Source organism: Streptomyces sp. NPDC031554 (assembly GCF_055580685.1).
In genome coordinates, this window is the sequence record NZ_JBVIKX010000001.1 from 1,232,362 (window position 1) to 1,254,450 (window position 22,089).

18 protein-coding genes are annotated in these 22,089 nt (G+C 73.2%); 9 read left to right on the forward strand and 9 right to left on the reverse strand.

The features are described 5' to 3' along the window. The first annotated feature begins 26 nt into the window (after positions 1-26). Positions 27-1,349, forward strand: coding sequence for a DUF2637 domain-containing protein (locus ACZ5FU_RS05525; protein ID WP_468833811.1), 1,323 nt, complete (start codon positions 27-29; stop codon positions 1,347-1,349). A 71-nt stretch (positions 1,350-1,420) separates the two neighbouring features. Here ACZ5FU_RS05525 and lysS read toward each other — a convergent pair whose 3' ends face one another. After that, positions 1,421-3,187, reverse strand: a complete 1,767-nt coding sequence (lysS, locus tag ACZ5FU_RS05530; RefSeq protein ID WP_451777564.1) for a lysine--tRNA ligase — start codon at positions 3,185-3,187, stop codon at positions 1,421-1,423. Between the two features lie 142 nt (positions 3,188-3,329). Between lysS and argS the strand changes: the two genes are divergently transcribed. Then, positions 3,330-5,099 (forward strand): arginine--tRNA ligase, encoded by a 1,770-nt coding sequence (gene argS / locus ACZ5FU_RS05535; RefSeq protein ID WP_451530973.1) that lies wholly within the window; start codon positions 3,330-3,332, stop codon positions 5,097-5,099. A 93-nt stretch (positions 5,100-5,192) separates the two neighbouring features. On the opposite strand, the gene ACZ5FU_RS05540 is transcribed toward argS, so the two are convergent. Beyond that, positions 5,193-5,639 (reverse strand): peptidoglycan-binding domain-containing protein, encoded by a 447-nt coding sequence (locus ACZ5FU_RS05540; RefSeq protein WP_451530969.1) that lies wholly within the window; start codon positions 5,637-5,639, stop codon positions 5,193-5,195. A gap of 262 nt (positions 5,640-5,901) precedes the next feature. Here ACZ5FU_RS05540 and ACZ5FU_RS05545 point away from each other — a divergent pair, with 262 nt between their 5' ends. The 3 genes from ACZ5FU_RS05545 to ACZ5FU_RS05555 all read left to right on the forward strand — a co-directional run bounded on the left by ACZ5FU_RS05545 (position 5,902) and on the right by ACZ5FU_RS05555 (position 8,508). Next, the gene (locus ACZ5FU_RS05545) at positions 5,902-6,696 is read left to right on the forward strand and encodes a peptidoglycan-binding protein (protein ID WP_469044631.1); all 795 of its coding nucleotides are present in this window, start codon (positions 5,902-5,904) and stop codon (positions 6,694-6,696) included. Next, entirely contained in the window at positions 6,693-7,646 is a 954-nt protein-coding gene (locus tag ACZ5FU_RS05550; protein WP_469044632.1) for a helix-turn-helix domain-containing protein, read from the forward strand. Before ACZ5FU_RS05545 ends, ACZ5FU_RS05550 begins: the two co-directional genes overlap by 4 nt. Positions 7,647-7,722: 76 nt before the next feature. Then, positions 7,723-8,508, forward strand: a complete 786-nt coding sequence (locus ACZ5FU_RS05555; RefSeq protein WP_451777555.1) for a DUF4253 domain-containing protein — start codon at positions 7,723-7,725, stop codon at positions 8,506-8,508. A gap of 6 nt (positions 8,509-8,514) precedes the next feature. On the opposite strand, the gene ACZ5FU_RS05560 is transcribed toward ACZ5FU_RS05555, so the two are convergent. Both ACZ5FU_RS05560 and ACZ5FU_RS05565 read right to left on the reverse strand, forming a co-directional pair. Beyond that, positions 8,515-9,747: an aminotransferase-like domain-containing protein gene (locus ACZ5FU_RS05560; RefSeq protein WP_468833818.1), complete on the reverse strand. Its 1,233-nt coding sequence runs from the start codon at positions 9,745-9,747 to the stop codon at positions 8,515-8,517. Positions 9,748-9,915: 168 nt separating this feature from the next. Continuing rightward, complete coding sequence (locus ACZ5FU_RS05565) at positions 9,916-11,322, reverse strand: helix-turn-helix domain-containing protein (RefSeq protein WP_469044634.1); 1,407 nt, start codon at positions 11,320-11,322, stop codon at positions 9,916-9,918. A gap of 215 nt (positions 11,323-11,537) precedes the next feature. Between ACZ5FU_RS05565 and ACZ5FU_RS05570 the strand changes: the two genes are divergently transcribed. Further along, positions 11,538-12,287 (forward strand): DUF4232 domain-containing protein, encoded by a 750-nt coding sequence (locus ACZ5FU_RS05570; protein ID WP_468643240.1) that lies wholly within the window; start codon positions 11,538-11,540, stop codon positions 12,285-12,287. Between the two features lie 81 nt (positions 12,288-12,368). Here the strand turns inward: ACZ5FU_RS05570 and hemB are convergent, their stop codons facing one another. After that, positions 12,369-13,361, reverse strand: coding sequence for a porphobilinogen synthase (gene hemB / locus ACZ5FU_RS05575; RefSeq protein WP_451530962.1), 993 nt, complete (start codon positions 13,359-13,361; stop codon positions 12,369-12,371). A gap of 287 nt (positions 13,362-13,648) precedes the next feature. Here hemB and ACZ5FU_RS05580 point away from each other — a divergent pair, with 287 nt between their 5' ends. Then, positions 13,649-15,916, forward strand: coding sequence for a peptidoglycan recognition protein family protein (locus ACZ5FU_RS05580; protein WP_469044636.1), 2,268 nt, complete (start codon positions 13,649-13,651; stop codon positions 15,914-15,916). A 78-nt stretch (positions 15,917-15,994) separates the two neighbouring features. Here ACZ5FU_RS05580 and ACZ5FU_RS05585 read toward each other — a convergent pair whose 3' ends face one another. Continuing rightward, positions 15,995-16,333 (reverse strand): hypothetical protein, encoded by a 339-nt coding sequence (locus ACZ5FU_RS05585; protein ID WP_469044637.1) that lies wholly within the window; start codon positions 16,331-16,333, stop codon positions 15,995-15,997. Between the two features lie 1,373 nt (positions 16,334-17,706). Further along, a complete protein-coding gene (locus tag ACZ5FU_RS05590; protein WP_469044638.1) occupies positions 17,707-18,117 on the reverse strand; it encodes an ATP-binding protein in 411 nt (136 codons plus the stop codon). 174 nt (positions 18,118-18,291) lie between these two features. On the opposite strand from ACZ5FU_RS05590, the gene ACZ5FU_RS05595 reads away from it, so the two are divergent. Further along, positions 18,292-19,128, forward strand: coding sequence for a helix-turn-helix domain-containing protein (locus ACZ5FU_RS05595; protein ID WP_468643247.1), 837 nt, complete (start codon positions 18,292-18,294; stop codon positions 19,126-19,128). After that, entirely contained in the window at positions 19,125-19,331 is a 207-nt protein-coding gene (locus ACZ5FU_RS05600; RefSeq protein ID WP_468643249.1) for a DUF397 domain-containing protein, read from the forward strand. Before ACZ5FU_RS05595 ends, ACZ5FU_RS05600 begins: the two co-directional genes overlap by 4 nt. A gap of 94 nt (positions 19,332-19,425) precedes the next feature. Here ACZ5FU_RS05600 and ACZ5FU_RS05605 read toward each other — a convergent pair whose 3' ends face one another. Then, positions 19,426-21,129, reverse strand: a complete 1,704-nt coding sequence (locus ACZ5FU_RS05605) for a bifunctional uroporphyrinogen-III C-methyltransferase/uroporphyrinogen-III synthase (protein ID WP_451530958.1) — start codon at positions 21,127-21,129, stop codon at positions 19,426-19,428. After that, positions 21,126-22,085, reverse strand: a complete 960-nt coding sequence (gene hemC / locus ACZ5FU_RS05610) for a hydroxymethylbilane synthase (RefSeq protein WP_451530957.1) — start codon at positions 22,083-22,085, stop codon at positions 21,126-21,128. The genes ACZ5FU_RS05605 and hemC overlap by 4 nt, the downstream gene beginning before the upstream one ends. Between the last annotated feature and the right edge of the window lie 4 nt (positions 22,086-22,089).

Sequence of the window (22,089 nt, forward strand, 5' to 3'; positions counted from 1 at the left end):
ACAACACGCAAGGGAGGGGAGTACGGGTGGCCGCGCCAATCCAGCTGACCCGGACGCACCGCATTCTCATCGGTGTGGTCGTGGCCGGCGCCGTGATCATCGCCGCGATCGGCTTCGCCGGTTCCTATGCGGCCGTTCGCGAGCTGGCCATCGAGAAGGGCTTCGGGAACTTCGCGTACGTGTTCCCGATCGGCATCGACGCGGGCATCTGCGTCCTGCTGGCCCTGGATCTGCTGCTGACGTGGATCCGTATTCCGTTCCCCCTGCTGCGGCAGACGGCGTGGCTGCTGACGGCGGCGACGATCGCGTTCAACGGCGCGGCCGCCTGGCCGGACCCGCTGGGCGTCGGCATGCACGCGGTGATCCCGATCCTGTTCGTGGTCTCCGTCGAGGCGGCCCGGCACGCGATCGGCCGGATCGCCGACATCACGGCGGACAAGCACATGGAGGGCGTGCGGCTGACCCGCTGGCTGCTGTCCCCGGTGCCGACGTTCCTGCTGTGGCGCCGGATGAAGCTGTGGGAGCTGCGCTCCTACGAGCAGGTCATCAAGCTGGAGCAGGAACGTCTCGTCTACCAGGCCCGGCTGCGTTCCCGCTTCGGCCGCGCCTGGCGCCGCAAGGCCCCGGTGGAGTCCCTGATGCCGTTGCGGCTGGCCCGTTACGGCGTTCCGCTGGCGGAGACGGCCCCGGCGGGCCTGGCGGCGGCGGGGATCGAGCCGGCGGTGCTTCCGCCCGCACCGGCGCAGACCCTCGCGCCCCAGCAGGAGCTGCAGGAGCTGTCGGCGGGCCCGGCACCGCAGCAGTTGCCGCAGGGGCGGCAGCGGCAGCAGGAGGAGCGGGTGCCGCAGCAGCAGGCCCGGCAGCAGGACCGGCGGACCGAGCAGGCGGAGCAGGCGGAGCAGCCGCCCGAGGACGACCAGAGCCCGTGGTTCCAGTCGCCGCACGAGGTGCGGTACCAGGGCGGCTACGACCCCACCTACGACCCCTCGGAGCAGTACGCACGCTGGTACGAGGAGCAGCAGCAGGCCGAGCAGTACGCGGACCAGTACCAGGAGGAGCCCCCGGCGCAGGAACCCTCCCCGGAGGAGACCGGTTCCTTCCCCATCCCGGTGGTCCCGGGCCGCAACCGCGAGCTCGGTGAGGGCGGCGGCAGCCCGGAGCCGACCGAGGAGGACTACTACCTGGTCTTCAAGAAGTCGATCAACGGCAGCTACCCCACCTCGGGCCAGCTCAGGGACGACGTGGAGGCGACGTTCGGCGTGGCGCTCCCGCCGCGCGAGGCCGACCGCATGGTCAACCGCTTCACCAACCGCCACACGGCGGAACTGCAGGACGACCACATCGCGTAGCCGGCCGGCACGGAGACGACGGAAGGGCCCCCGGTGCCGGCACCGGGGGCCCTTCCGTCGTCCGGCCGGGGCTACTCCCCGAGCAGCGCCCGCACCCTGTCCTGGCCCACGGCCAGCAGCAGGGTGGGCAGCCGCGGCCCGGTGTCGCGTCCGACGAGCAGGTGGTAGAGCAGCGCGAAGAACGTCCGCTGGGCGGTCTTGATCTCCGGCGGCAGTTCCCTGGGCGTGGCGTCCGGGGAGAACCCGGCCTGCACCTTGGGCACGCCGTACACGAGGTGGGTGAGCCCGTCGAGGGACCAGTTCTCGGCGAGGCCGTCGAGCAGGAGCCGCAGCGACTGGCGGGCGTCGTCGTCGAGGGACTTCAGCAGTTCGCCGTCGGGCTCCTCACGCACGACCGTCCGCTGGTCGGCGGGGACGTGCGTGTTGATCCAGGCCTCGGCGCGGTCGAAGCGGGGGCGTGCCTCGTCGAGGGTGGCGAGCGGGTTGTCGGGGTCCAGTTCGCTGAGGATGCGCAGCGCCTGGTCCTGGTGTCCGGCGGTGATGTCGGCGACGGAGGCGAGGGTGCGGTAGGGCAGCGGCCGGGGCGTGCGGGGCAGCTCGCCGCCGGCGGTGCGGACCGCGCGGGAGTGGGCGGCCACGTCGGCGGGCAGGGCGGAGCCGTCGGCGACCTTGCCGTCGAGCTTGTCCCACTCGTCGTAGAGGCGCTGGATCTCCTGGTCGAAGGCGATCTTGAAGGACTGGTTGGGGCGGCGGCGGGCGTACAGCCAGCGCAGGAGCTGCGGCTCCATGATCTTCAGGGCGTCGGCGGGGGTGGGGACGCCGCCCTTGGAGGAGGACATCTTGGCCATGCCGCTGATGCCGACGAAGGCGTACATGGGGCCGATCGGCTGCCGGCCGCCGAAGATGCCGACGATCTGCCCGCCGACCTGGAAGGAGGAGCCGGGCGAGGAGTGGTCGACGCCGCTGGGCTCGAAGACGACGCCCTCGTACGCCCAGCGCATCGGCCAGTCGACCTTCCAGACCAGCTTGCCGCGGTTGAACTCCTCGAGGCGGACCGTCTCGGAGAAGCCGCAGGGGCCGCAGACGTACGTCAGCTCGGTGCTGTCGTCGTCGTAGGCGGTGACGGTGGTGAAGTCCTTCTCGCAGTTGCCGCAGTAGGGCTTGTACGGGAAGTAGCCGGCCGAGCCGGAGCTGCCGTCGTCCTCGGCGGCGGCGCCGGAGCCCTCGGCGGCCTCCAGCTCGGCCTCGTCGAGCGGCTTCTGCTGCTGCTTCTTGGCCGGGGCCTTCTTGGTGCGGTACTGGTCGAGGATCGCGTCGATGTCGCCGCGGTGCCGCATGGCGTGCAGGATCTGCTCGCGGTAGACGCCGGAGGTGTACTGCCGGGTCTGGCTGATCCCGTCGAACTCGACGCCCAGCTGCGCCAGCGACTCGACCATCGCGGCCTTGAAGTGCTCGGCCCAGTTCGGGTGGGCCGAGCCCGGCGGGGCGGGGACGGAGGTCAGCGGCTTGCCGATGTGCTCGGCCCAGGACTCGTCGACCCCCGCGATCCCGGCCGGGACCTTGCGGTAGCGGTCGTAGTCGTCCCAGGAGATCAGGTGGCGCACCTGGTGGCCGCGCCGGCGGAGCTCGTCGGCGACGAGGTGCGGCGTCATGACCTCGCGGAGGTTCCCGAGGTGGATGGGGCCCGAGGGGGAGAGACCGGACGCGACGACGATCACCGGGGCGGTTGCGGGTGATGTCGCCTCACCCCCGGCCCGACGCTCCGACTCCTCGATGACCTCATCCGCGAAACGGGAGACCCAGTCGGTGGTCTCGGTGCTCTGAGCCACGATCGGCACGTCCTCTGGTGTGAAGGCTTGACGGTTTGCAGTGCGTTCCATTGTCCCAGGCCGGGCCGCTTCCGCGAAAACCGCTTTTCACCGCGTGGGATACTCGGTGTCCGTAGTACGTCCGGAACCCGAGCAGAACGGCAGCCACCCCATGGCCTCGGTCACGTCCCTCACTCACTCCGTCGAACAGCGCCTCGCGTCCGCCCTCTCGGCTGCTCTGCCGGAGGCCGTCGGCGCGGACCCGCTGCTGCGACGCAGCGACCGGGCGGACTACCAGGCGAACGGGATCCTGGCCCTGGCGAAGAAGGCGAAGGCCAATCCGCGGGAGCTGGCGACGCGGGTCGTCTCCGAGGTGGTCGCCGGTGACCTGATCCAGGACATCGAGGTCTCCGGCCCCGGCTTCCTGAACGTGACGCTCACCGACCGGGCGATCGTGGAGAACCTCGGCGCGCGGTACGCGGACGCCGACCGCCTCGGGGTGCCCCTCGCGGACGCGCCGGGCACCACGGTGATCGACTACGCCCAGCCGAACGTGGCGAAGGAGATGCACGTCGGCCACCTGCGGTCGGCCGTCATCGGTGCCGCGGTCGTGCGGATCCTGGAGTTCACCGGCGAGACCGTGGTGCGCCGGCACCACATCGGCGACTGGGGCACCCAGTTCGGCATGCTCATCCAGTACCTGGACGAGCACCCGCACGAGCTGGACCACAAGGACGCCGAGGTCAGCGGCGAGGAGGCGATGTCGAACCTCGACCGCCTCTACAAGGCCGCGCGCAGGCTGTTCGACGCGGACGAGGAGTTCAAGACGCGGGCCCGGCGCCGGGTCGTGGACCTGCAGGCCGGGGACCCGCACACCCTCGCGGTGTGGCAGCGGTTCGTCGACGAGTCGAAGATCTACTTCTTCTCCGTCTTCGAGAAGCTGGACATGGAGGTCCGGGACGAGGACATCGTCGGCGAGTCGGGGTACAACGACATGCTGGCGGAGACCTGCCGCCTCCTGGAGGAGTCGGGCGTGGCGGTCCGCTCGGAGGGCGCCCTGTGCGTCTTCTTCGACGACGTCAAGGGCCCGGACGGCAACCCGGTCCCGCTGATCGTGCAGAAGTCGGACGGCGGCTACGGCTACGCGGCGACCGACCTGTCGGCGATCCGCGACCGCGTCCTCCAGCTCAAGGCGGACAAGCTCGTCTACGTCGTCGACGCCCGGCAGTCGCTGCACTTCAAGATGGTCTTCGAGACCGCGCGCCGGGCCGGCTGGCTGAACGGCGACGCCACGGCGCACCAGCTCGCCTTCGGCACGGTCCTGGGCAAGGACGGCAAGCCGTTCAAGACCCGTGAGGGCGAGACGGTCAAGCTGGTCGACCTCCTCGACGAGGCGGTCGAGCGGGCCACGGCGGTCGTGCGGGAGAAGGCGGAGAAGGTCGGCCTGTCCGAGCGGGAGATCGAGGAGAACGGCCGGTACGTCGGCATCGGCGCGGTCAAGTACGCCGACCTGTCGACCTCCGCGGTGCGCGACTACAAGTTCGACCTGGACCAGATGGTCTCGCTGAACGGCGACACGTCCGTGTACCTCCAGTACGCGTACGCCCGGATCCGGTCGATCCTGCGCAAGGCGGGCGAGGCCCGCCCGGTCGCGCACCCGGAGCTGGAACTGGCCCCGGCGGAGCGGGCGCTGGGCCTGCACCTGGACCAGTTCGGCGAGACGGTCGGGGAGGTCGCGGCGGCCTATGAGCCCCACAAGCTGGCCGCGTACCTGTACCAGCTGGCCTCGCACCTGACGACGTTCTACGACCAGTGCCACGTGCTGTCCGCCGACAACGCGCCGGAGGTCGTCGAGAACCGCCTCTTCCTGGTGGACCTCACGGGCCGCACCCTCCACCAGGGCATGGCCCTGCTGGGCATCCGGACGCCCGGGCGCCTGTGAGCACCGGCCGGCCGTGACGGCCGGCGTACCGCGGCCCGTCCTCCCCTCCCCCGTTCTCCGGGGAGGAAGGGCCACGGTCGTGGCGGTGGTCCGTCAGCCGGCGAACCGCTTGAACGCCGCCCGGGTCTCGGTACCGGCGATGCCGTCGATCTTGCCGGTGTAGCCGTAGTCGTCCGCGAGGAGCCGCTGGAGCGCCTTGATCGTGTTGGTGCCGGGGTCGCCGTCGATGGCACCGGTGTAGCCCCAGTACTTCTTGAGGCAGCGCTGGAACGCCTTCCAGCTCTCGGTGCCCAGCAGTCCGTCGATCTTGCCGGTGTAGTCCCAGTCGCCCGCCAGGAACGTCTGGACGTTCTTGGCCTGGGCGGTGGTCAGGCCGAAGTTCTCCGTCGCGAGTGCGGCGGCGGGGGCGCCCACCGCGGCCGTCGTGGCGGTCGGCGCGGACGCCGCGTGGCCGGTGCCCGCGGCCGCCAGACTCGTGACGGCGATGCCGGCGACGGCGGTGAGGCTGACGGCGGTCCTGGCCAGGACGTGCGATCGCATGTGTTCCTCTTTCGGGATCGTGGGTGGACGCCCGGCTCGGCCGGCGAGCGGGTGACGGATCGAGAGTGCGGGGTGGCCGGCGCCGGCCGCCACGACTTCTGCGCAAGTGACGGCCATCCGGGACGCGGCACGCGCTGACCTGCGCGGACACCGTCCAACGGGACGCCTCGGCGGGACAGTTGTGGCAGACGTCGTGATGCTGATGCAGAATGCGACGCAGCGGGGGGCCGTTGACCATGGCCATGACCGCATTGGGGGGAACATGCCGCGCCGCACAGCGCTGCCCGCCGAACCGAACCCGCACGCAGAGCAGTTGGCGGAGCGGCTGCGCCGGCTGAAGGACCACGGCGAGCTGAGCATGCGCGCGCTGGCCGTGAAGACGGGGTACAGCGCGAAGTCGTGGGAGCGCTACCTGGCCGGCAGGTCGTTGCCGCCGCGGGCCGCCGTGGAGGCGCTGGCCCGCGTCCGCGGCGTCGATCCGGTCCCGCTGCTGGCCCTGCGCGAGGTGGCCGCCTGCACCCGGGACGGCGACCGCGGGTCCCCGCCGCCGCCGCACGACGCGGCGTGCCCCGAGGAGGTGCCGGTGGTTTCGGACACCGTGGCGCCGGGGGCCGGGACCGGGCCGTCCGCCGGGCGGGCGCTGCGCATCGCGTTCGGGGCGGGCGCCGTCGCCCTGGTGCTGGCGGTCTCCTCGGCCGTCCTGCTGATCGGGCGCCTGGGCGCGGACGAGGGCGGACCGGCGGTGTCCTCCCCCGTCCCGGCCGCCGCCCCGGCGTCCGCAGCGGACCCCGTCTACACCTGCAGGATCCAGCGGATCGACGGACTCTGGTACGCGGGCGTCAGCCGCACCCTGGACGCCGAGCTCTCCTACGGCAACGGCGGGCCCGAAGTGGCCGAGGCACAGTGCCTGTTGCGCCGGGCGGGCATCTCGCCGGGAGGCATCGACGGGATGTTCGGCCCCCTGACGCAGCGCGCGGTCAGGGCCATGCAGAAACGGTCCGGTCTGGTCGCGGACGGCATCATCGGGCCGCTCACCTGGAAGGCCCTGCGCGGATGAGCCGGCCGGTCCCGTCCCCCGGGGGCGAGCGGCTGGCGGCGGCCCTGCGGGAGTCGAGGCGGCGCACGGGTCTCAGCCTGGCGGGGCTGGCGGACCGGACGGCGTACAGCAAGTCGTCCTGGGAGCGCTACCTCAACGGCAGGACGCTGCCGCCGCGTTCGGCGGTGCGGGAGCTGTGCCGTCTCGCCGGGGAACCGGACGGGCGGTGTCTGGCGCTGTGGGAGATCGCGAAGTCGGAGAGCGGCGGGCAGCCGAGGGAGGCGGCGCGGCCGCGGCCGCCCGCCCCGACGCAGGGACCGACGGCCGCGGCCCCGCCTCCGGAGGCAGGGACGGAGGCGGAGGCGGCGCCCACGTCCGCCGTGCCCGTGCAAGCGGCGGAAAAACCCGCGCCGGCCGGGCACCGGGGCGCGGCCGTCGCGGCGGTCCTGGCGTCGGTGTGTGCCGTGGTGTTCGGGGCCGTCGCGCTGACCCTGCTCCTCCTCCCGGACGACGGGCCCGCCCCGCGGCCGGTGGCGGCCCCGTCCGGTGCCGGCCCGTACTGCCGGGGAGCCGCGTGCGAGGGCCGGAACGCGATGGCCATGAAGTGCGCCGCCGCGCCGGAGACGCTCGCCGAGCACGTGACCGCCACCGGGGCCTCGGTGCAGTTGCGCCACAGCGCGGTGTGCGGGACGAGTTGGGCCCGGATGTGGGGCGCCCGGATCGGCGACCGGATCGAGTTCACGGCGGCCGGTGGCGCCGGCGGCTCCCGCGGTGCCCGGGTGGAGAACCAGGCCGACGCGGACGGTTACGTCTCCACCCTCATGACGGTGACGCGTCCCGGCACCGCCGTCCGGGCCTGTTTCCTGCCCACGCCGGGCGGCGACGGACGGGAGTGCTTCGAGGCCCGGGTGGGCCAGGGGCCGACGGCCACCGCACCCGCCCCGCGCACCGGCTCCGCCACCGCGCGCTGACCCCTGCCGCGCGCCGGTCCCCGCCGGTTCCGGTCACGACGGCACGGTGTCAGTGCCTGCCCCTACAGTCACCGGCATGGCGACTCTTCCCAACCCGCTGCCCAGGCTGGCCTCCGACCCCAGCGGACGTTCCCTCGGTCTCCAGCTCCCGCCGGGGCGGCTGATCGACACGACGGACCGGGGGGTGTGGCACGAACCGCTGTTGTGGCATGCCGAGCGGGCGGCGGCACCGGGCAACTGGGCAGCGCTGGGCGGGTCGGCGGGGCGGGCCGGACTGGTCCCGGTCCTCGTCGACCTGGGCGGTTCCCGGGGCGGGCCGCAGCGGTGGGACCTGGCGCCCGCCGACATGTCCTACCCGGGCGACCACGACGCGGAGGAGGTGCTCGCGGACCTCTGGGAGGAGTGGGCGGCGGAGGACGAGGAGTGGCCCGGTCTGGCCGACGCCCCCTCGCTCCACGCCGATCCGGACGCGCGGGCCGCGCAGGTCGCCGACCTCCTCGCGGGCGAGGGACCCTCGTGGTTCGAGGCGCCGCACCTGGCCCTCGTACCGGCCCGCCGCAGCGCGGACGTGCCGGCGGCCATCGGCTGGTCGGGCCCGACGAACCACGAGAACGACACGGCGCGGCTGTCCGCGGTCCTGCGTTCGTGGGAGGACCGCTTCGGCATACGGGTCGTGGGCGTCGGCTTCGACGTCCTGGCCGTCTCGGTGGCGGCCCCGCCCACCACCGTCGCGGAGGCGGAGTCGGTGGCCGCCGAACACTTCGCGTTCTGCCCGGACAACGTCCTGCAGGGCTCCGGCACCCTGAAGGCGTACGCCGCCGGGCTGATCGGCGAGCACGCCTGGTCCTTCTGGTGGGACTGACCGCCCTCACCGCTCTGTCCTGAGCCCCCGTCCCAGCCTCCGCAGGCCCTCCGCGATCTCCTGCGGGGTCTGGGTCACGAAGCACAGCCGGAGGGTGGAGCGGTCCGGGGCACCGGCGTGGAAGGGGGCGCCGGGGACGTAGGCCACGTCCTGGCGCACCACCGCGGGGAGCAGTTCCGTGGTGTCGTACGCCGCGGGCAGCCGGGCCCACAGGAACATGCCGCCCTCGGGACGGCTCCACACCGAGCCCTCCGGGAGGGCGTCCGGCAGGCCGGCGAGCATGGCGTCCCGGCGCTCGCGGTACACGCCGGCGACCCTGGCCACGTGGGCGTCGAGGTCGGAGGCGGCCAGGTACCGCGCGGCGGCGAGCTGGTTGACGGTCGGGGTGTGCAGGTCGGCGGCCTGCTTGGCGACCGCGCAGGCCCGGCGCAGCCCGTCCGGTGCGCGCAGCCAGCCCAGCCGCAGGCCGGGGGCCATGACCTTGGAGAGGGAGCCGAGCAGCACGGTCCGGTCGCGGGCGTCGGGGTGGGCGGCGATCCAGGGGACGCGCTCGCCGTCGTAGCGGAGTTCGCCGTAGGGGTCGTCCTCGACGATCCACAGGCCGTGCCAGGCGGCGACGGAGGCGAGGGCGGCGCGGCGCCCGGCGGGCAGGGTGCGGCCGGTGGGGTTCTGGAAGGTGGGGACGGTGTAGAACAGCTTGGGGCGTTCGCGGACGATCAGGTCGGCGAGGGCCTCGGGGTCCGGTCCGTCCGCGTCCCCGGGCACGGCGAGGACCCTGGCTCCCGCGAGGCCGAAGACCTGGAGGGCGGCCAGGTAGCAGGGCTCCTCGACGAGGACGGTGTCGCCGGTCTCGAGGAGCGCGGTGGCGAGCAGCGACAGGCCCTGCTGGGAGCCGGTGGTGACGAGCAGGTCGTCGGCGTCGGTCGGCAGCCCCCGCACGGACATCCGCCGCGCCAGCCGTTCCCGCAGGGCGGGCTCGCCCTCGGTGGTGGCGTACTGCAGCGCCCGCCCCGGCGTCTCCTCCAGCACGTGGCGGAAGGCGGCGGCGACGCCCTCCCGGTCGAACAGCTCGGGCGCGGGGAGCCCGCCCGCGAAGTTGATCACCTCGGGCCGCGCGGTGACCGCGAGGATGTCCCGCACGGGCGACCCCCCGACGGCACGGACCCGCGCCGCGAGCGGCGGCAGCGGTGCGGAAGCGGCGACTTCGGCGGCTGTGGCGGGGGCGGCGTCGACGGTCATGAACGGCTCCTTCGGCTGCGGGCGCGGCGGTCACGCACACGGTCTTGCGCGCACCCGCGCAGCCTAGGGAAATGCCTTCCACCTACACATACTTTTTCACCATGCGGACGCCGGACGACGTGGGCCGGACGGCGTGGGACGACGGCGGACGACCACGACTCCGGACGGTTACGACGCCGGTGACGCCCCCGTCCGCTGCCACGCGGACCCGCCGAGCGGGAACTCGTACGCGGGCCGCCCGTTGTTGCCGCTCGTGCGGAAGGGCCTGCCCTTGTCGTCCACGACCAGCGTGCCGTGCCGGGACCCGCTGGACCAGGACAGCTCCAGCGTCCAGCTCACGTCGTACGCGGAGGCGTCGGCGTCGATGTAGTAGACCTCGGGGTCGGACTCGCTGACCTTGAAGGGGAAGTCGGCGTGCCCGGCCTCCGGCACCAGCGCCGGCCGCGCGGCGTCGAGGGCCACGGTGAAGTAGTGGGTCGGCACCCCGCCCCCGCAGCCGACGCCCGGATAGCCCATGGCGTAGTCGTTCCAGGCGAGCGGCGTCCGCTTCTGGACCGTGCGGACCTTCAGCCCGTCGACGACCACCGTCTCCTCGCCGGTCCCCTGCACGGTCACCTGCACGAACTGCGACCCCGAGGACACGGCCCCGTGCGCGGCCACCCAGGCGGGCGCGTCCTGCTCGACGGGCGGCGGAGAGACCCGCCCCGGCTCACGGTCGATCAGGTAGCGCTGGCCGCAGGGGTCCAGCCAGGCGTTCGGGCGGACCTCCACCGTGAGCGGAGGAGCGCCGGTGCCGTCCTCGACGGCCGCGCCGGGCCGCCCGCCGTCGGAGGCCGAGGGCGACGGGGACGCCGCAGGGGACGCGGAGCCGGATGCCGAGGGGGACGCGGACGGCGAGGCGGAGACCGGCCCGCTCCCGGACGGCGTCACGCTCCCCGCCCCCCGCACGGACGAGGCGGCCCCGGCTCCCCGCGCGCCCGGGGTGTCCCCGGCCCCACCGTCGGACAGCCGCATCCCGAGCACCACGGCCCCGGCCACGGCGACGACGGCGACCCCGGCCAGCACGGCCCGGCGCCGGCCGGCGGGCGAGGGCGGTACGCCGTCCCGCACGAGGTCGGTGACGAGCCCGGCCGGCTCGGGGCCGGGCTCAGGGGGAGGACCGGGGGCGGGGTCGAGGGCGGGGGCGGAGTCGAGGGCGGGGTCCAGGCCGGAGGCAGAGCCGGGGCCGGAGCCGGGCTCAGGGGCGCCTCTCCCCTCCTCCACGGACCCCGCGTCCGGCCCGGCCGCCGGCACCGCCGCCGGCCCGCTCTCCTTCTTTCCGCGCCCCGCGTCCTTTCCGCGTCCCGCGTCCGCGAGCACCCACCGTCGGTGCAGCTCCACCAGCTCGGCCGGCGAGGCCTTGCACAGCCGGGCGAACCGTTCCACGGGCGCGTAGTCCGTGGGGACGGCGTCCCCGTTGCAGTAGCGGTGCAGCGTCGACGTACTCATGTGGAGCCGTTTCGCGAGCGTGCCGTAGCTCAGCCCGGATCGGTCCTTCAGTTCTCGCAGCAGTTCCGCGAACTCGGCCGCAGCCACCGTTCGTCCACCCCTCGTGTCCCGTCCCGGCGTTCCAGGGACGGCGTGTTTCCCCAGCTCAGACCCGCTGCGGGCGTTCCAGCGTCCCGGATCGTCCGCAGGTCGTGGCGGCCGGGACGGATCTCCCCACAAGCTGTGGCCATCCAAGCACGCCGCTCCCGGCACCCGGTCGAGCGGTGTACGCCAACCACCCTTTTCGGCAAGAGGAATTCACCATGCGCATCCGCCGCACCAGCCGCCTGCTCGTCCCCGCCGTCGCCGCGCTCGCCGCCCTCTCGCTCACGGCCTGCGAGAACGGGACGGGCACCGAGGACGAGGGCGCGTCCACCCCCGCGTCGTCGGCCACCGCGCAGCCGCAGGGGACCGACAAGCCGGCCACCGGCTCGGGCACGGGTACCGACACGGGCACGGGCACCGGATCGGGCACCGGAAGCACCGGATCGGGCACGGGATCGAGCGCCAAGCCGGCCGGCGGGACGTCCGCCGGGACGGGCGCCGCCCCCGCCACGGACGACGAGGACCCGAACGCCCCCGAGAACCGCGTCCTGTGCAACGGCTCGAACACGAAGGTCACCGCGCAGCCGGTCCCGCGCCCCCTCAACCACATGCTGATCACGGTCACCAACACCGGCAGCAAGGTGTGCGACCTGACCTACTACCCGGTGCTCCGCTTCGACGAGATGCAGTGGGCGCCGACAGCGGCCGAGGCGACCAAGCCGCAGGCGGTCACGACCCTCTCGCCCGGCGAGTCCGGCTACGCGGGCGTCCTGCTGTCGGCGGCCGACGGCAGCGGCGACGGCGGCACGACCGCGAAGAAGCTGACGATCGCCTTCCAGGGCCGTACCCCGAACAGCGACGGCGGCGCCTCCGCGGTGCCGCCGCTCCCGGCCAAGGGCGTCTACTACGACAGCTCGCTGACGGTGACGTACTGGCAGCAGAGCATGGACGACGCGCTCGCCTGGTGAGCCGTCGCGCCGACGGGTCACCAGGCCCGCGGATCACCAGGCCCGCGGATCACCAGGCCCGCGGGTCACCAGGCCCGCGGGTCAGCGCAGGTTCCGGGCCACCTCGGTGGCCCAGTAGGTGAGGATGTTCCGCGCGCCCGCCCGCTTGATGCCGGTGAGCGCCTCCAGGATCGCCCGGTCGCGGTCGATCCAGCCCTTCTCGGCGGCGGCCTCGATCATCGAGTACTCGCCGGAGATCTGGTAGGCGGCGACGGGCACGTCCACCGCGTCGGCGACCCGCGCGAGGATGTCGAGGTAGGGGCCGGCCGGCTTGACCATCACCATGTCGGCGCCCTCCTCGAGGTCGAGGGCCAGCTCGCGCAGGGACTCCCGCGCGTTGGCGGGGTCCTGCTGGTAGGTCTTGCGGTCCCCCTGCAGCGAGGAGCCGACGGCTTCCCGGAAGGGCCCGTAGAAGGCGGAGGAGTACTTGACGGTGTAGGCGAGGACGGCGACGTCCTCCCGCCCGATCTGGTCGAGGGCGTCGCGGACGACCCCGATCTGCCCGTCCATCATGCCGCTGGGCCCCACGACGTGGGCGCCCGCGTCGGCCTGGACCTGCGCCATCTCGGCGTACCGCTCCAGGGTGGCGTCGTTGTCGACCCGGCCCTGCTCGTCGAGGACCCCGCAGTGCCCGTGGTCGGTGAACTCGTCGAGGCAGAGGTCGGACATCACCAGCAGATCGTCCCCGACCTCGGCCCGCACGTCCCGCAGCGCGACCTGGAGGATGCCGTCCGGATCGGTGCCCGTGGTCCCGAGGGCGTCCTTCTTGGAGTCCTCCGGCACCCCGAAGAGCATGATTCCGGAGATCCCTGCCTCGACGGCCTCCGCTGCGGCCTTCTTCAGGCTGTCGCGGGTGTGCTGCACGACCCCGGGCATCGCCTGAACCGGCACCGGCTCGCTCACGCCCTCCCGCACGAACGCGGGAAGGATGAGGTCGGCCGGGTGCAGCCGGGTCTCGGCGACCATGCGCCGCATGACGGGAGTGGTCCGCAGTCGCCGCGGACGCGAACCGGGAAAGGATCCGTACGTCGTCATGCGTCCACGCTACGCCCGTCCCGCCCACCCCTTTGCCGACGCCCCGTCGGTCCCGTCTCGGCCGCGCACCGGCGCACGCGCCGGACCGTCGACTCCCCTGCGGGTGTGACGCTCTGCGACAAGCCGCCGCTGTATGCATGGGCCACCTTTTTTTGGATGTGCCCTTTATGGCAGTTTTCGCGAGATAGGGGTGGGGTTTCGTCGTGAGTCGACGTCAACGCCGTGGTGCGACAAGGGCGTACAGACCGCTGAGCACGCGCAGGAGGACCTGGCTGACGCTCGCGGCGGTGCTGCTGGGGAGCGGCGGGGTGGTGGCTTACGCCTCCGCCGACCCGTCCGGCGGCCGGAGCACCCGGCCCGAGCGGCCGGTGAAGGTCCACGGCCTCGCGCTGAAGGGCGCCGCCGCCGACCGCCGGGAGCTGCCGCGCACGGACACCGAGCCGTTCTCGCTGCTCGGCGTCACCTGGACCGGGGGCGCCAGGCGGCTGGCGGGCACCGCGCAGGTGCGCACCCGCAGCACGGCGACCGGAGAGTGGAGCGCCTGGCGCGGCCTGGAACTGGACGCCGACCCGCTGGACCGGCCGGGCCCGAAGGTGCGCGGCACCTCCGAGCCGGTCTGGGTCGGCCCGTCCGACGGCGTCGAGGCGCGGGTCGTCCGCAGGAACGGCACCACCGCCGCCCTGCCCGCCGGGCTGCGGGTCGACCTGGTCGACCCGGGAGTGGTGACCGGCGCCGAGACGAGGACCGGCGCCGAGCCCGCCGCCTTCGTGGCGGACCCGAGCCCCGGCGGCACGGACCCCGCCATCGCCGATCCCGGCACCGCGGACCCCGGGACCACCGACCCGTCCGCCTCCCCCGGCGACCCCACCGACACGCCCCCCGGCACCTCCGGCGAGCCCACCGACACCGTCTCCGCCTCCCCGACGGAGACCACGCCCGAGGCCACCGCGAGCACCCCGACGGACACCGCGTCCCCGGACGTGAGCCCGTCGCCCACCACGTCCGCGCCCCCCGTGCCCGCCGCGCCGGCGTCCACCGTGCCCCGGCCGCCGATCCTCTCGCGTGCCGAGTGGGGCGCCGACGAGTCGATCAGCCCGGACGCACCGGAGTACAACGCCGACGTCAAGGTGGTGTTCGTCCACCACACGGCCGGCAGCAACGACTACACCTGCGACCAGGCCCCGGCGGTCATCCGCAGCATCTACACGTACGACGTGCAGGTCCTCGGCTGGAAGGACATCGGCTACAGCTTCCTCGTCGACAAGTGCGGCACCCTCTACGAGGGTCGCAGGGGCGGCACGGACCTGCCGGTGTTCGGCGCCCACACCTACGGCTGGAACCGCGAGTCCGAGGCCGTCGCCGTCATCGGCGACCAGACGCGGACGGCCGCCACCGACGCCACGCTGACCTCCGTCGCCCGCCTGGCGGCCTGGAAGCTCGGCCAGTACGGCGCCGACCCGGCCGGGACCGTCGAACTCACCGCGGGCGCCACGCAGAAGAACCTGTCCGGCACGTCCTTCACCACGGGCGGCCGCTACACCTTCGACCGGATATCGGGCCACCGCGACGGCTACAACACCGAGTGCCCGGGCGGCCTGCTCTACGACCAGCTGCCGGCCGTCCGCGCCCTGGCGGCCGGACCCGTGCAGGGGCTGAAGGTCACCTCGGTGGCCGGCGGCGCCAGCCTGACGGGCTCGACGTACTACACCAAGGGTGCCGTCACCGTGACGTGGGCGACGGCCACGCCCACCGCGCTGATCTCGAAGTTCGAGCTGCTGGCCGACGGCAGGGCCGTCGCCACCGCCGCCGGCACCGCCACGTCCGCGAGCGCCGTCCTGCCGGCGGGCGGCCACACCCTCGCCGTACGGGCCGTGCACCAGTCGGGCAGGGCCACGACGACCACCGCGCTGAGCGTCGTGGCGGACGCCACGGCACCGCTGTTCCCCACCGCCCCGAAACTGTCCCTGCGCACCGGCACCGTCGGCGCCACCGCCGTCCCGGTCACCCTGGCCTGGAAGGCCACCGACGACCGGGCGCTGCGCTCCGTGCGGCTGCTGTCGCCCACCACCGCGACCTTCGGCCCGACCGTCACCGCCTCCAGCCGCACCGCCAGGCCGGCCACCGCGACGACCTGGTCGATGCGGGCCTACGACTACGCGGGCAACTACCGCACGGTCTCGGCCTCCTCGACCCCGGTGATCCTCCAGGAGACCTCCGCGACGAGGTCCGGCAGCTGGACCTCGCGTTCCGGCTCCAGCTACCTCGGCGGCAAGTCGTACTCCAGCGGTACGAAGGGCGCGTCCCTGACCTGGACCTTCACGGGCCGCTCCGCCGCCTGGACGGTCTCCCGTGCGGCCAGCTCCGGCCAGGCGTACGTCTACGTCGACGGCGTGAGGACCGCGACGGTCGACCTGAAGTCCGCCACCACGCTCTACCGCCAGGCGATCTGGACGAAGACCTGGTCGGGCAGCGCCAAGCACACGGTCAAGATCGTCGTGGTGGGCACCAGCGGCCGCCCGACGATCACGACGGACGGGCTGGTCTACCTCAAGTAGCCCACGGACCCGGCTCCACGGCATCGGCGACGGCCCTCACGATCACCTCCGACCGTGAGGGCCGTCGCCGTCCCGGTCTCACGTGGACGCCGACCGGCCGCCCTCGCCGCCGCCCTCGCCGGGGACGACGCGCAGCGCGGGCTCCGGCGCGAACTCCCCCACCCCGAACGCGGCGTCACGCCAGTTGACGCACAGGTCCAGCAGCCGGTCGGTGTCCTGGGACCAGGGCGGCGCCTGGCAGGGCACGGCGGGGAACAGCACGGCCGAGGCGAGCCTGACCGCCGCCAACGCGGCACCGGCATGGGGTTCCAGTCCGGCCTCAGCACCCTCCTGCTTCAGGATCTCGAGGTCGTCGGCCGCTTCGAGCAGGACTCGGTACACGCGTGCGTAGGCGAAGTGGGTCGTGTCGTCGGGCACGGGCTGTCTCCTCGGAAGTGGTGGGAGTCGGCGGGAAGGCTCACGGATGCGGAGGACTCAGACGGTGCGGACCGGCGGCTCCGGGGACGCCGCCGCTCTGCGCGCACGGCATTCCCGGCAGCACTTGTCGGGCACCGACTCCCGGAAGACGCGCGTACAACCGCCCTCGCAGTCCGTCCAGAGATCCAGCCAGGGGGCAGCGGGGCCGACGTGGAGGCGGGTGGCGGGGCACCAGGGAGATCCTCGTGCGGCTCAGGCGTCGGCAGGGGCGGCGGGAGACCCTCCCGGAGCCGGTGGGCGAGGAACCCGGCGGGAGACTTCAGCAGGACGGGAACGTCAGCGGTCACGGCGTGGATCACGGCGGCCCGGGAGGCGCCGTGATCGAACCAGGCGGCGGCAGCGGGAACGAGGCTCTCCACGTCCTTCCGGGAGAGCGTGAAGCGGTCGTCGGTGCGGCGCAGCCCCGCGAGCAGGGCGAAGGCCTTGTCGCGGTGCTCGCTGCCGGACGGCCCCGGTCCGGACGGTTCGGACGGCGACGGCTGAGCCTCTCCGGGGACGGAATCGCCCGCCGCCCCGCCCGCTACGGCTTCCACGACCGCGACCGGCGTGGCGGGGGCCACCGGCACGCCGGGGACGACGGACGCGAACGGGGCGACGGACGCCACCGGGGCGACGGCTGCGGCGGGAACGGCCGGCTCGTCCCGTACGCCGGGCGTCTCCGCCCGCCCCCGGGTCAGCGCCGGGGCGTTGTGCGCGTACGTCCGCGTGACGAAACGGCCCCCGTCCACGCGCTCACGCACCCGCTCCAGATAGCCGTGCGCCTCCAGCTCCCGCAGCGCGAACGCGATGCGGTCCCGCCCCTCGGGGAAGCGGTCGGCGAGGCTGCGGATGTCGACGGGGGCACCCTGCGGCAGCGACAGGATATGGGTGGCCAGTCCGATCGCGGTCAGCGACAACGCCCGGTGCTGGGCGAGGTGGTTGCCGATGATCGTGTAGCGGCTCGACTGGTACGCACGTACGTGGGTGACACCGGAGGGGGTGGCGCTCCGCCGAACGCCCGTTGCCGGGCGCGGGGCAGCGATAGTCTTTGTCACAGCCATGGGGAAGGTCTGTACTTCCTCGTTGGTCAGGCCCTCGCACTGGGATGGCAGTCCCGGCGGGGGCCGATGCATGTGTGGGGTCGTTCGTGCTGAGCGTGCACGGCGGAACGACGCACACGCCAGCCACAACGGCCCGTTTCACCCACCCGAGTGACACACGCGGGGTTTGGTTTGGTTGGAAGGGTTTTTTCCACGGTTCCTTTGATCCTTTACGGCCCGCGGCCCCGACCTTCCCCGCACCGGGTCCCGTGTTTCCGGGCTCCGGTGCGGAGTTCACCGGGACGGGACGAGATCCAGTTCCGCCCACACGGTCTTGCACGGCACCGGCCCGCATCGGACGCCCCACCGATCGGCCAACTCTTCCACGAGCAGCAGCCCGTGGCCGGATTCCGCGAGGGGGTCGCGATCTGCTCGCGCCGGGGCGGGCAGGTGATCCCCCAGGGTGTCCGCGACCTCGATGCGCAAGATCGCGGACCCGACGACGGAGAGCGTGAGGCGGAAGCTCCGGCCGGGGACGCGGCCGTGCAGGGCGGCGTTCGCGGCGAGTTCGGCCACGACGAGCCGGGCCGGATCCAACGGCAGCCCCCAGGCCTCCAGTTGCTCGGCGGCGAGGAGGCGGGCGAGACGGGCTCCGCGACGGGTGGCGGAGAGCGGGACAGAGAACTGACGGAGGGGTGTACGCACGGATTGCTGATTCACGTCACTCAGCGTCGTCACGCGTGCGTAACCTGTGAAGGATCGCGGGCCGTGCGGACGGTGTCTGTCCGTGAGGTGTCCGGTTCTGTCCGGGCCGTACGGGGTGACCGCGGGCGGGCGCCGGGGTTGGACCGGGAAGGGCGCGACGGGAGGACGGCGGACGTGAGCGCATGGGACGCGGGACCGGAGGACGACGAGGAGGCCGGGGCGGTGATGAGGACCGTCCAGCGGCAGTTGAAGCTGTGGCGGGAGTCGGCAGGCCTCACCCAGGCCGAGTTCGGGGCCGCCATCGGGTACGGCGAGGAGCAGGTCTCCGCCGTGGAGCGGGGCCGGCGCATCCCCCGGCCCGAGTACCTGGACCGCGCGGACGAGGCCCTGTCGGCGGGCGGCAGGATCGCCGCGCTGAAGGAGGACCTGGCGGAGGTCAGGTATCCCAAGAAGGTCCGGGACCTGAAGAGACTGGAGGCGGACGCGGTCGAGCTGTGCGCCTACAACAACTCGGTGATTCACGGGTTGTTGCAGACCGAGGAGTACATTCGAGCATCGGTCGCCACCCGTCGCCCTCCGTTTCCCGACGACGAGCTTGAGCAGCACGTGGCGGCCCGCCTGGCCCGACAGGACATCGTCGGCGGCAAGGCACCACTGCGCGTCTTCAGTTTCGTGCAGTGCGAATCGACGCTGCGACGTCCCATCGGCGGCAAAATGGTGATGCGCAGGCAGCTCGAACACCTGCTGAAAGTGGGCCGGTTGAGCAACGTCGACCTTCAAGTACTGCCGCTGGAGCGCGAAGACAACGCCGGTTTGGCCGGATCGTTCAGGCTGCTCAGGTTGCGGGACGGAAGCACTGTGGGGCACAACGAGGTCCAGCTCATCAGCCGGGTGATCACCGACCCCAAGGAGGTTCAGATCCTGGACATTCGCTATGGGATCATCCGGGCACAGGCTCTCGCCCCCCGGGAGTCGCTGGCCTTCATCGAGACAGTGCTGGGAGAGACATGATCCGCAAGCCTGCAAGGGAAGACGGACCGGCTCTGGAGTGGATAAAGAGCAGTTACAGCACGCCCGACGGCCCCGACTGCGTGGAAGTCGCCCCGGCCCCCGCCCACATCCTGGTCCGCGACTCCAAGCACCCCCAGGGCCCCCGCCTCGCCCTCGCCCCCACCGCCTGGACGGCCTTCCTGCCCTACGCGTCCGACCACTGACGCCACGCACCACGCGTACCGCACCACGCACGACGCCCCGCCGTCTCCGACCGGAGACGACGGGGCGCGCAAGGTGCTTCCGGAGCCGAGGCGACTACGTCGCCCGCCGCCGCCGCGCCCCCGGCCGCCGCTCGCTGGGCCGGCTGACCGGGTCGCCGGCCTCCCGGGCGGCGGCGCGGCGCCGCAGGCCGAACTCGGCCAGCGCCTCCGCGAGCTTGTGCACGGACGGCTCCGGGGCCATCACGTCCACCCGCAGCCCGTGCTCCTCGGCCGTCTTCGCGGTCGCCGGACCGATGCAGGCGATCACCGTCACGTTGTGCGGCTTGCCGGCGATGCCGACGAGGTTGCGCACGGTGGAGGACGACGTGAAGAGCACGGCGTCGAAACCGCCGCCCTTGATCGCCTCCCGCGTCTCGGCCGGCGGCGGCGAGGCCCGCACGGTCCGGTAGGCGGTGACGTCGTCGACCTCCCAGCCCAGCTCGATGAGCCCGGCCACGAGCGTCTCGGTGGCGATGTCGGCCCGCGGCAGGAACACCCGGTCGATCGGGTCGAAGACCGGGTCGTAGGGCGGCCAGTCCTCCAGCAGGCCCGCCGCGGACTGCTCGCCGCTGGGCACCAGGTCCGGCTTCACGCCGAAGGCGACCAGCGCCTTGGCCGTCTGCTCGCCCACCGCCGCGACCTTGATCCCGGCGAAGGCGCGGGCGTCGAGCCCGTACTCCTCGAACTTCTCCCGCACGGCCTTGACCGCGTTCACCGAGGTGAAGGCGATCCACTCGTACCGCCCGGTCACCAGGCCCTTGACGGCCCGCTCCATCTGCTGGGGCGTGCGCGGCGGCTCGACGGCGATGGTCGGCACCTCGTGCGGCACGGCGCCGTAGGAGCGCAGCTGGTCGGAGAGCGACGCCGCCTGCTCCTTCGTGCGCGGCACGAGCACCTTCCAGCCGAACAGCGGCTTGGACTCGAACCACGCGAGCTGGTCGCGCTGGGCGGGGGCGGAACGCTCGCCGACCACGGCTATGACCGGCCGGCCGCCCTCGGGCGAGGGCAGCACCTTCGCCTGCTTCAGCGTCTGCGCGATGGTCCCGAGCGTGGCGTTCCAGGTCCGCTGCCGGGTCGTCGTACCGGCGACGGTGACCGTCATCGGGGTGTCGGGCTTGCGCCCGGCCGCGACCAGTTCCCCCGCGGCCGCGGCCACGGAGTCCAGCGTCGTGGAGACGACGACGGTCCCGTCGGACACGCCGACCTCGGTCCAGCACCGGTCGGAGGCGGTCCGCGCGTCGACGAACCGGACGTCCGCGCCCTGCGCGTCGCGCAGCGGCACACCGGCGTACGCGGGCACGCCGACGGCGGCCGCGATGCCGGGGACGACCTCGAAGGGAACACCGGCCGCCGCGCAGGCGAGCATTTCCTCGGCCGCGTACGTATCAAGTCCCGGGTCCCCGGACACCGCACGGACGACCCGCCTGCCGCCCCGCGCGGCCTCCATGACAAGATGTGCGGCATCCCGCACGGCGGGGCTCCCGGCGGTTGTTGACGCGACGTCAACGAGCGTCGGGTGCGGCGCCCCCGTGCCCGGAAGCGGACCCGAGGCCGGGCCTGTCTCCGCGTGCACGACGGTGACGCCGGGGCGGGCGTGCGTGCGCACGACGTCGAGCACCTCGTGCTCGGCGACGAGGACGTCCGCGTTCGCCAGCGCCTCCACGGCGCGCAGAGTCAGCAGTCCCGGATCCCCGGGTCCGGCACCCAGGAAGGTGACGTGCCCGTGTTCCGGAGCGGCGGGAAGAGTGGTGGGGCTCACTGTGCTCGCTCCCCCATCAGACCGGCCGCGCCCTGGGCGAGCATCTCGGCGGCGAGTTCGCGGCCGAGCGCCATTGCCCGGTCGTGCGTCTCGGGCACGGGACCGGTGGTGGACAGCTGCACCGTGCGGGAACCGTCGGGGGTGCCGACGACGCCCCGCAGGCGCATTTCCTTGACGATCTGCCCGTCGGCCAGCAAGTCGGCCAGCGCGCCCACGGGGGCGCTGCAACCGGCTTCCAGGGCGGCGAGCAGGGACCGTTCGGCGGTCACGGCGACCCGGGTGAAGGGGTCGTCGAGTTCGCCGAGCGCGGCGATCAGGTCCGCGTTGCCCGCGGCACACTCGATCGCCAGTGCTCCCTGGCCGGGAGCGGGCAGGACGGTGTCGACCGACAGGAAGTCGGTGATCTCGTCACTGCGGCCGATGCGGTTCAGCCCGGCCGCGGCCAGCACGACCGCGTCCAGTTCGCCGTCGCGCACGTACCCGATCCGGGTGTCGACGTTCCCCCGGATCGGCACGGTCTCGATGTCCAGCCCGTGGCCGCGCGCGTACGCGTTCAGCTGCGCCGTGCGGCGCGGCGAACCCGTACCGATGCGCGCCCCGCGCGGCAGGTCGGTGAACTTCAGCGCGTCCCGGGCGACGATGACGTCGCGCGGGTCCTCGCGCTGCGGTATCGCGGCCAGGACCAGGTCCTCGGGCTGCCCGGTCGGGAGGTCCTTCAGCGAGTGAACCGCGAAGTCGACCTCTCCTCGCGACAGCGCGTCGCGCAGCGCGGTGACGAACACGCCCGTGCCGCCGATCTGCGCGAGGTGCTCCCGGGAGGTGTCGCCGTACGTGGTGATCTCCACGAGTTCGACGGACCGGCCGGTCACCTGGCTCACGGCGTCCGCCACCTGCCCCGACTGGGCCATGGCGAGCTTGCTGCGCCTGGTCCCCAGCCTCAGTGCGTTCGTACTCATGCCG